A 9,443-nucleotide genomic window follows, 5' to 3' on the forward strand; every position below is an offset into this window, starting at 1 on the left:
TTCTGATATAAACGTTAGACTGAAGGATGTGAGGTTAGCAGTCGCCAGATTCAGAGTTAGCCAACCCAGTCCGTCGGTCGGACAGCGACTGCACTCTGGGTAAGTGGTTTATGAACCTTGAAAATATAGATCACACCCACGATTGCCGCAATCGTTGACATCCGGAATTGTTTCTGGTAACGCCGAGCCAGTTCTCCACCCTGCTCTTCCCACGGACGTAGAACGCATCTCGAGACGAGAAGATTCCGGTGACAGCTGGCGTCTTCAGGGACACACCTATTCGGTTCCTGCAAAGCGCGTCGTGGAAACAGGAAGCCCCACCTCAAGGAGCGAACGGCGTCAGCCGTGAGCGAGTAGGGTGGGAAGAAAGTCACTATGTTGCTCCGGTACGTTCCCGAGTTTAATGACCGGTCTCGTCCACTACCACCACCCCGACGACGAGCAATATTCACTCGCGTACGTTACGCTCGATCACGACGAGATCGAACCCGACGATGGGAAAGTCGAAACCTACCAACTCGAGGAAACAGTACACGTCCTCTACACCAACTCCGGTGCGAGTGGAACGGTCGACGACATCACCGAGGATTTTGAAGCGATACTGGACGAAATGGACGAATCAGACCGGCTCGTGACAGTGCGAATTCTCCAGACGTTCGAAGGTGTCCTTGAAGCCACAGAACTCGAGGAGGGAGAAAAACTCGAGATTTACAAGCAGATCGACGTTGGTCGAATTCCAGCTGCACTTGAGCACGTCGATTGGTCGAAATCGGTAGTCAAGGTCGCAGGGCAGTTGATGTCGTCACTCATTTTGGCTCACCCGCTTCCAAACGCCAACCATCGAACCTCGATCGCATTCGCCGAGTGGTACCTCGAGAGTGTCGAGCCGTCGTTTTCGCTCCCAGAGTTGGCGACCGAGAGCTACGACTGGCAAGAATGGGTCGACACGTATATCGCCGACTCGAAGCGACTTCTCACCGTACGGCGAAACACAACCCCGTTCAGGTTGCTCGATGAGTGGGGCTGTGAGATCGTGTTGCGAAAAGGTGGGATTGAAATCGAGCTCTCGGAGTACGACCTCGAGCTGCCACAGTCAGAAGCCCTGTCGACGTATGCGACTCATCATACCGAACTCTGTACCGAGTTCATGATTGAGTCAGTGACGCGAGCCGGAGCGTCGCATCTGCGTTTTGAGAATGGGGTCGACAAACAGGAGTTCCTCGAGTATCTGGAATCTAGCGAGTAAGACGTACGCGTTAGTCCCGGAGCTGGGCAACGGTCCGTCCGAGTTCCCGAGCACGTTCGCTCTCGGAGATGCCATACCGTTCTTCCAGCGACCGAAGTTGTTCTTCGAATTCCATGGTGTACGGGAGTGTGCTCCTCTACAAGCAGATAGTGCGTCATCGAATAAGTAAGTTCTCGTGCTCAAGCGCTCACTCTGGGCTGGACGTCTCTGTATCAGATAGTCGGCTTTCTACTTCCTCACAGCGCTCGGCTACTATCGACGCTCCCTCGAGAGGACCATCGGCGTCCAGTGCCGCTCGGTACAGTTCTGCAGTGCGTTCCATCTCCTCTCTCGCTAGTTCGTCTGGGTCCTCGAGCCAGTAGCTATCTGCGAGTTTCTTGTATCCCCAGGGATCCTCGGGATACTCCTCGATGAGTGACTCGAATTCCGCCCTACTGTCAGCAGTTCTGTCCAGTTCTGTGAGTGTGTCGGCGATGAAGTGACGAAAGTCGAGTAGGAACTCGTCAGATGCATCCGGGAACTGCTCGCAGACCTCCCGACAGAATTCGAGTCGGTACTCGTGATACGCTGGATCATCTTCCGCTACGGTGGCAAGGTCACTGTCGAGCGATCGAATGAAAGCCTCGAGCGAGAGAAACGACGGTAATTCTCGGTCTGCCTCATCGATAGACGTGATTTCGTCGGGTGTTACGTCGACGATGTACTCCCAGGCAGTTAGCCACCGATCGCAAGCCTCAGCGCGATTTCCTTTCTCGCGGAAATCGCGTCCCTCCTGAACGAAGTCGTAGATCCGTTCTTTGTTCGGGGCGTCGGGTGCCCAGCGCTCCCAGAGTACTTCTGCCGCCATCCAGATGAAGTCCTGATCATAGCCCGTGACATCAACCTCGTATTCAGCTTCCCACTGCTCGGAAAGTGTCGTCGCCGAGTTTAAGCCTTCAATTCGACTCCGAAACATCGTCTCGCTCGTTTCGATGCCGTGATCGGCGAGTTTTTCGACAATTTCGTGGTCCCGTCCCAAACTCGTCTAGAGTTCGCCTCTGGTAGCGTCAACTGACACCTCCATTGTGATGGCTGTTTTGGCTGATCGCTCGAGCAGTTCGTCGGCGAACGCCGCGAACTGCTCGGGGTCGGCATACTGCACCAGATTCAACCAGAGAAGCGACTCTAACCCCGCTTCTGACCACCGCATCCATTGATTCTTACACCGCTTCGAAACTTCACCCATAGCTCGCTCGACCACGTTTGATGTCCACGGAACCTGCTGTTGGTCAAGCGCGAGTTCCGCGAACGTCACGGTTGCTTCTGCCCATTCCCGGAGGTACGCCGTAGCTTTCGGGGAGTCTTGACGCTCTAACCTCCAGGCTTCCTTCTCGAGATTCTCGAGCGTTTGGTCGATCCGCGAGCGGATCGCCAAACGCTCATTCCTCGGTGCATGGAGTGCGACAGAGTTTTTCAGATGGAATAGATCATCCGCAACGCCAGAGACGATCGCTTTCCGCTCAGAGAGCGGAAACGCATCGTCTTTCCAGAGCTTGTACCCGAGCGTTCGACCGACGTGAACGAGATCGAGCTGGTGAGATCGGTCTCCACTTTCGAACGCATCGACGAGCGCCTTTTCGGCGTCACTGACGACCGTGGCGTCGTCAGTGACCGCCTCAGTCTCTTCGAGGGCTTCTGCTGTTTCATCCCAGGATTCGTTGACGTTGACGTCTAAGAGTGTGGTTTCTGTGTCGTCACCCTCGGGCAAACGGCCGAGGGTGACGTTGACATCATGGTAGGAGCAGTGGTCCTGCTGGCTATGACACTTCGTTCCGTCAGGAACGATAGTGTCTGCGTTCGTCCCAGGAAGTCGATCACGAACGAAGTCGCCGAGCTTGCTGCCGTATTCACGGACTCGGCGGTTGACCGTCGTGATCGAGGGCATGGGAGTGAAGCCGTCGCCGTGGGCGACGGCATCACGATAGCTGAGCGAAGTAGCAAGTTCGGCAGCCTGGAGCGAGATATCCTCTTGATAGATGCGCTGGCCGTCGAAGTCAATAAGATCCTCGAGCGGACGGAAATAGGTCGGATCGCCGTCGGTAGCAGCAGTGTCTTTGACGTGATGAAGGGTAAATTCGTGTTCTCCTGCGGTTGTTACAGCGGTTCGTGTGGAGGTTCCAGCGCGCTGGAAACGGCAGTCGCCGTTTCCGCGCGCGTGTTTCTCACCACAGTACGCCTCGACGAGCGCCTCGTCGAGGCTTCTAACGAGCTCCTCGAGGATAGTGGCCTCAAGCTGAATCTCAGTGAGAGATTCAGCGAGAGTGGCAAGCGGTAGCGTTTTGTCTTGGTCGAGACTAACCGTGAACTGCGCGTCAATTGTGGCGTGCATGGGTCACTTCGGGGTAGGTACCAGAGGTGACCCTGTTTCCACAGGAGTCAGTTACGACTCTAGACGAGTTTGGGACACGACCAATTTCGTCCGTCGAGAGGGCTTCGACGTCGCTGAGTTCCCACGCATCAGCAGGGTGGGCCCCATTTGATGTGTCGGCTGTTCGTTGCTCACGGTGAGCGGGTTGACTTGCTTCTTGGGCCTCTTCGTTGCCACTCTCACCTAATCCGTGTTCGTCGACGTATTGCTCGACACGCTTCCGGTCAATCCGGCTGAGTTCCTTACGTTCATGATCTTCATATAGATGCTCACGGATCGCAGATTCCTCCTCAAAGGTTTGCTCGCAGTAGCGACACTCGACCATTACTCGAGAGTACGTATGCGGGTAGGAAAAACAACAGGTGTGGACGGGGCGTATGTGTAAGATCGACGAGGAGTGTGTAGCCTGAGACGTCGCCTTCACGGTGCGGCGGCTACCGTGTCATCAGTCGCTGGATCGAACGAGAGACTGATGACGAGTTCGTTGAACCAGACGACCGGGCGCTTGCTCTGGCCGTCTTCCTCGAAGAAGATGATACCCAACTGGGCGAGCCGACTGAGTTCTTCATGGACGTTCTTCACATCCCGGTCAACAACCCGTGCAGTCTCATTAATGCTGGATGGCTCTTCCTGGCGGATGGCTTCGATGAGATCAAGGACGCGCGGCGTCAGCGTTTCCATAAGGTCGTCGTAGCTAGTGAACGAGAGTGTCGGCGGGGTATCCACCGCATCGTCCTGCTCGAGTGCCTCAATGCCGTCGGTGACATCATCGTGGAACTCACTGGACGACTTGACAGTCACGACGAGGGTTGATTCGGCCCGAAGCTGTTCGCGCTCCATCGGGTGCAGCGGCGGCGTGGTATCGTTCATAGGTATCACCGTGGTGTGATGGCCTCACTTGACATCGAACTCGGAGAGCGTCTGCTCACCGTGAAGAGCAGTGAGGGTGTGGAGCTCGCCATCAGTGAGCATACTGTTGCATAATAGCTGATTGATATATAAGTGACTTCGCTATCTTGCAACAGCCGACTGGCCCAGTCAAGTCAGCGCACAGTATTAACGTCGATCCGAGAATCTCCACAGTGCTCTCGAGAGGATTCCGGTGACAGCTGGCGTCTTCAGGGACACCCACAGGAGAGTCGTTCGGGTAAGACCGACAACGACCGATCAAATGACGTACTACAGACTAACGGTACACTGCATACAACCGCTCTTGTGCTGGATATTAGGTGGGCGGATAGAGTGAAACCCTTCTCAGGGGTTGTGGGTAGTCGGGAGACACCCTCAACCGTCGACGTCAGGTGTCTCCGGAGCCGGCCATCTCACCGGGGATGTCGACGTCATCCATCAACAAGACGCGTCGTTCCGTGTACTCGAGGCCGTTCTTGCGCTGTGTCCGCTTTTTGACTGCCAGCCTGCTCTTCGAGAGATCGAGTAACGCGTCGATCGTTCGGGAGACCAATTTCTTCGCGTAGTCGTCACTGATACCCTTTTCCTGCCGTCGGATCCAGTGTTTCATATCGCCGGCAGTGACATACTCTCGAACGCTTGTGCTCCCCTTCCTCCAGGGGTTGTCTCCAACCGCCGGATCGGTCCGTGCCTTCCAGAGCTTTGCAGCAAGCCGTGACGGAAGCGCCGATGTCGTTGCCCGGAGCATATCCTCATCCATCTTCGCGAGCTGCTGGAGCGGAAGCAGATCTCCATACGAGAGGGAGACGTTGCCATCACATTCGAGTGGATCGTCACTCTCAGGCAATCGGAAATAGCTCTCACCATCGTCTTTCTGGATGCGCTCGAGGCGGCCATCCACAACGTCGATCTCCCCATTATCGATGTGTTCCTCCAGGAGGTGTGCGCCCTTCTCGAGTTCGCGTGCCTGGAGTTCGCCGACGCGGTCTTTGTTGGCGTTGAGTTTCTTCTCGTGGGCATCTAATCGGGCTTCGATCGGCGACTGTGATTCTTCCAGGTCCTCGAGCCGTGCTTCGAGAGCCTTGTTTTCCGTGTGGGCCTCCTCGAGTTCGGCCTCGAGATGACCTATGCGATCGTCCTTTCGGGTGAGTTCATTCTCAAGGGTTGTGACACGGTCGCGAAGGCGCTCGAGTTCGTCGACGAGTGTTTGGAGAGTCTGTGCATTAGGGTCGGGACAGTCTGTGTTCGCGCTCATTTGAATCTGATTTCGGTGGCATTGTCGGGCGATTCGACTCGCGCTGCTGGTCGATGTCGGGAACGCTGATGGAGCAGTAGACTACCGACTCGAGAGCTATCTCGAGGAAGCGCAGTGGCCGTCTCTCCGAAAGACGTCTTCGTGTTCGGAAGTCCGGTGTCGGCTTACCGGGGGTTGATGGCTCCGTCTCGAGTGGAGGAGTATGGTCTACTGCGCCTGAGTGTCAACGCGATCCCGAGATGGTGTGCTGGCTCAGCTACCCACCCTCGGGTTGGAGTCGACAGTCATGGCCTGCCAGCGTGGTGAGCGAGTCGAACGGACACTCACAGATATCGCAGTAGTGTCTCTGGTCCGTGAGAAACAAAAAAAACACGATGTGAGGTTAGCAGTCGCCAGATTCAGAGTTAGCCAACCCAGTCCGTCGGTCGGACAGCGACTGCACTTTGGGTAAGTGGTTTGTGAACCTTGAAAATATAGATCACACCCACGATTGCCGCAATCGTGAACATCCGAAATTGTATCTGGTAACACCGAGCCAGTTCTCCACCCTGCGCTTTTCACGGATGTAGAACACATCTCGAGCCGGTCGACTCCCGGTGACAGCTGGCGTCTTCAGACACATCCACAGGGAAGTCGTTGGAGTGAGACCGACAACAACCGATCAAACGACGTACTACAAAGTAACAGTACACTGCATACAACCGCTCTTGTGCTGGATATTAGGTGGGCGGATAGAGTGGTACCCTTCTCAGGGGTTGTGGGTAGTCGGGAGACACCCTCAACTGTCGACGTCAGGTGTCTCCGGAACCGGCCATTTCACCGGGGATGTCGGCATCGTCCATCAACAAGACACGTCGTTCCGTGTACTCGAGGCCGTTCTTGCGCTGTGTCCGCTTTTTGACTGCCAGCCGACTCTTCGAGAGATCGAGTAACGCATCGATCGTTCGAGAGACCAATTTCTTCGCGTAGTCGTCACTGATTCCCTTCTCCTGCCGTCGAATCCAGTGTTTCATGTCGCCAGCGGTGACGTACTCTCGAACGCTTGCACTTCCCTTCCTCCAAGGATTGTCTCCAACTGTCGGATCGGTACGTGCCTTCCAGAGCTTTGCAGCGAGCCGTGACGGAAGCGACGATGTCGTTGCCCGAAGCATATCCTCGTCCATCTTCGCGAGCTGCTGGAGTGGAAGCAGATCCCCATACGAGAGGGAGACATCGCCACCACGTTCGAGTGGGTCGTTACTCTCGGGTAATCGGAAGTAGCTCTCACCGTCGTCTTTGCGGATGCGCTCGAGGCGGCCATCCACAACGTCGATCTCGCCTTCGTCGACGTGATCCTCCAGAAGGTGTGCGCCTTTCTCGAGTTCTCGTGCTTGGAGTTCGCCGACGCGGTCTTTGTTGGCGTTGAGTTTCTTCTCGTGGGCGTCCAGCCGTGCTTCAATGGGTGTCTGTGATTCTTCCAGGTCCTCGAGCCGTGCTTCGAGAGCCTTGTTTTCCGTGTGAGCCTCCTCGAGTTCGGCCTCAAGGTTACCTATGCGGTTGCCCTTTCGGGAGAGTTCATCCTCGAGAGTTGTGACGCGTTCGTGAAGACGCTCGAGTTCGTCGACGAGTGTTTTGAGTGTCTGTGCGTCAGGGTCAGGACAGTCTGTGTTCGCGCTCATTTGGTTCTGGATTCGGTGGCATCGGTGGACGATTCGACTCGCGCTGCTGGTCGATATCGGGAACGCTGGTGGAGCAGTTGACTACCAACTCGAGAATCGTCTCGAGGAAGCGCAGTGGTCGTCTCCCCGAAAGACGTCTTCGTGTTCGAAAGACCGGTGTCGGTCTACCGGGGGTTAGTGGCTCCGTCTCGAGTGGAGGAGTATGATCTACTGCGCTGAATGAGTCAAGTGATCCCGAGGTGGTATGCTGGATCAGTTAGCCACCCTCGGGTTGGAGTCGGCAGTCATGGCTTGCCAGCTCGGCAAGCGAGTCGAATGGACACTCACAGATATCGCAGTAATGTCTCTGGTCCGTGAGGAACGTCTCACGGTTCATGTGGCCGCCATCGGGCACGGCAGACTGTCTCTGGTGCTCGAGTTCACTGGAATCGCGCTCGCTGGGACATCCCTGTACGTGAAGGTCAACCTCGGTAATCGGTTCGCGACCCGTTTCTCTCCAATTGCTGTTGCGACGTTCATGTTCGATCCGCCAGGCTTCGCCACCAGTATCGGGGACAACCATCACTCGTCGGCGACGGCCGTTGATCGTCGTGTACTCGAGCACGAATTCGACGGTCGGTTCAGTGGACTGGCCACAGCCGCCGTCAGTTGCGATACGCGGATCGTCATCGGAATTGACGAGCAGCATACCGTCCTCAGTCTCGAGAGTGTAGGTTCGGGTATCGTCGTCAGCGATAATGATCTCCGAGCCGTCGGTCGCTTCAATGTCGCCCGGTTCGTAGCCGGCGACGGCGCGGGCCTCCGCTCGCAGACGCATCTCGCGAGCGCCGTCGCGCTCGAGTTGCTCGGCACGCTTTGCGATAGCTTCGTGATCATTGACGATCATCATTGGTCGCCCACCTCGACAGCGCCGACGATCGCGTCAGCCATCGTCTTGAACAGGTACTGCACTTCGAAGCCGCCGCGACGGTCGGCGATGTAGTCGATCCAGTCATCGATCGTCTTCTCGACGTCCTCGAGGTCGTAGCGGACGGTGCGCTCGCCGTTCTCGATAACGTGCACGGACTCGTCGGTCGTCCGGTAGACGTGGTGTGCGCCCTCGTTGTCGATGCCGACGGAGATGTAGTCGGCGCGTGGGTCGGTCGTCTGTGCTTCCGAAACCGTCTTCTGGGTTCGTGCTTGAATGCTCATCGCTGGTCTTCTCCAGCACGGTCGGACGCGCTCCAACGCGCCGGCCACCTTCTGCGAGGTGACCTGTCCCGTGCTCAGTTACATCTTCCGCAGCCATTCACTTAAAGGTTTGCCTATGTGGGAACGTTTGTACTTGCGGGAAGGTTTATTCATACGGGAACTGTATATCCATATGGTAATGGGAGTAAAACAACCCGCCACTACGATGGCACGACGACGCGCGTTGCTTACCGATCGTGAGCGGGAACTGATCGCTGAAAATGATCCAGACGATGAGAATCGCCGCTATCAGGCAATCTCGAGAGCTCGGAACAAAATTCAGGATGAGCTTCCCAACGATGTCGAGTTGCTAGCGGAGAGCCATCCACAGCTTCTCTCGGAGCTTCAGAACGTCGTTTGCGAGGACGTAGGAACACTCACGGAGTACCGTGAACAGCTACAAGAGGCACATGAACAGATCGAAGAACTTGAATCATCACTCAACGACATCGAGGCCGCGTTCAATTGTGACGACCCGGACGCAGCACGCACAGCCCTCGAGCGAGCCCAAGAAGCAGTCTCAAAAGCTTGTCTAGATGACTGAAAAATCGACCGACTATGAGATGACGATAGACCGGAAGAACTGATATTAAGTCGACCACACTCCGAGTACGATTCGGTCCACTGTATCGCCGGCACGATGCCCGCTGGAGGTGATGAGGTCTCGATCGAGCGCGACGGGCGCGACATCGTCTACGACGGTTTCAATCCCAGGTCGGGTTTCTACGGCGTCGCGAC

General features: G+C 56.1%; 9 protein-coding genes and 1 pseudogene. 2 read left to right on the forward strand and 8 right to left on the reverse strand.

Annotated elements, in window-relative coordinates:
- Positions 1-403: 403 nt before the first annotated feature.
- Complete coding sequence (locus tag BSG09_RS16595; RefSeq protein ID WP_092935087.1) at positions 404-1,246, forward strand: hypothetical protein; 843 nt, start codon at positions 404-406, stop codon at positions 1,244-1,246.
- 187 nt (positions 1,247-1,433) lie between these two features.
- On the opposite strand, the pseudogene BSG09_RS16600 reads toward BSG09_RS16595, so the two are convergent.
- From BSG09_RS16600 to BSG09_RS16635, 8 genes and pseudogenes are all read right to left on the reverse strand, one after another.
- Positions 1,434-2,249, reverse strand: a pseudogene (locus BSG09_RS16600) (tetratricopeptide repeat protein); the annotation flags it as partial.
- Positions 2,250-2,270: 21 nt separating this feature from the next.
- Positions 2,271-3,614 carry an ISH6 family transposase gene (locus BSG09_RS16605; RefSeq protein ID WP_092935089.1) on the reverse strand — a complete coding sequence of 448 codons (1,344 nt, stop codon included), beginning with the start codon at positions 3,612-3,614 and terminating at the stop codon, positions 2,271-2,273.
- Positions 3,598-3,978 (reverse strand): hypothetical protein, encoded by a 381-nt coding sequence (locus BSG09_RS16610; RefSeq protein ID WP_223174773.1) that lies wholly within the window; start codon positions 3,976-3,978, stop codon positions 3,598-3,600. Before BSG09_RS16610 ends, BSG09_RS16605 begins: the two co-directional genes overlap by 17 nt.
- A 95-nt stretch (positions 3,979-4,073) precedes the next feature.
- The gene (locus tag BSG09_RS16615; protein WP_175542240.1) at positions 4,074-4,523 is read right to left on the reverse strand and encodes an HVO_A0114 family putative DNA-binding protein; all 450 of its coding nucleotides are present in this window, start codon (positions 4,521-4,523) and stop codon (positions 4,074-4,076) included.
- Positions 4,524-4,950: 427 nt separating this feature from the next.
- Positions 4,951-5,817 (reverse strand): hypothetical protein, encoded by an 867-nt coding sequence (locus BSG09_RS16620; RefSeq protein WP_092935091.1) that lies wholly within the window; start codon positions 5,815-5,817, stop codon positions 4,951-4,953.
- A gap of 791 nt (positions 5,818-6,608) precedes the next feature.
- A complete protein-coding gene (locus BSG09_RS16625; RefSeq protein ID WP_092935093.1) occupies positions 6,609-7,475 on the reverse strand; it encodes a hypothetical protein in 867 nt (288 codons plus the stop codon).
- Between the two features lie 256 nt (positions 7,476-7,731).
- Positions 7,732-8,364: a hypothetical protein gene (locus tag BSG09_RS16630; protein WP_092935095.1), complete on the reverse strand. Its 633-nt coding sequence runs from the start codon at positions 8,362-8,364 to the stop codon at positions 7,732-7,734.
- Positions 8,361-8,666 carry a hypothetical protein gene (locus tag BSG09_RS16635; protein WP_092935097.1) on the reverse strand — a complete coding sequence of 102 codons (306 nt, stop codon included), beginning with the start codon at positions 8,664-8,666 and terminating at the stop codon, positions 8,361-8,363. The genes BSG09_RS16630 and BSG09_RS16635 overlap by 4 nt, the downstream gene beginning before the upstream one ends.
- 205 nt (positions 8,667-8,871) lie before the next feature.
- Here BSG09_RS16635 and BSG09_RS21385 point away from each other — a divergent pair, with 205 nt between their 5' ends.
- Positions 8,872-9,249: a hypothetical protein gene (locus BSG09_RS21385; protein WP_223174842.1), complete on the forward strand. Its 378-nt coding sequence runs from the start codon at positions 8,872-8,874 to the stop codon at positions 9,247-9,249.
- The last annotated feature ends 194 nt before the right edge of the window (positions 9,250-9,443 follow it).

This window comes from Natrinema hispanicum, assembly GCF_900111485.1.
Taxonomy (GTDB): domain Archaea; phylum Halobacteriota; class Halobacteria; order Halobacteriales; family Natrialbaceae; genus Natrinema; species Natrinema hispanicum_A.

Excerpts from the sequence above, each read along its gene's own strand:
- BSG09_RS16595 (WP_092935087.1), top strand. The coding sequence starts at position 404 with ATGACCGGTCTCGTCCACTACCACCACCCCGACGACGAGCAATATTCA.
- BSG09_RS16605 (WP_092935089.1), bottom strand. The coding sequence starts at position 3,614 with ATGCACGCCACAATTGACGCGCAGTTCACGGTTAGTCTCGACCAAGAC.
- BSG09_RS16610 (WP_223174773.1), bottom strand. The coding sequence starts at position 3,978 with ATGGTCGAGTGTCGCTACTGCGAGCAAACCTTTGAGGAGGAATCTGCG.
- BSG09_RS16615 (WP_175542240.1), bottom strand. The coding sequence starts at position 4,523 with ATGAACGATACCACGCCGCCGCTGCACCCGATGGAGCGCGAACAGCTT.
- BSG09_RS16620 (WP_092935091.1), bottom strand. The coding sequence starts at position 5,817 with ATGAGCGCGAACACAGACTGTCCCGACCCTAATGCACAGACTCTCCAA.
- BSG09_RS16625 (WP_092935093.1), bottom strand. The coding sequence starts at position 7,475 with ATGAGCGCGAACACAGACTGTCCTGACCCTGACGCACAGACACTCAAA.
- BSG09_RS16630 (WP_092935095.1), bottom strand. The coding sequence starts at position 8,364 with ATGATGATCGTCAATGATCACGAAGCTATCGCAAAGCGTGCCGAGCAA.
- BSG09_RS16635 (WP_092935097.1), bottom strand. The coding sequence starts at position 8,666 with ATGAGCATTCAAGCACGAACCCAGAAGACGGTTTCGGAAGCACAGACG.
- BSG09_RS21385 (WP_223174842.1), top strand. The coding sequence starts at position 8,872 with ATGGCACGACGACGCGCGTTGCTTACCGATCGTGAGCGGGAACTGATC.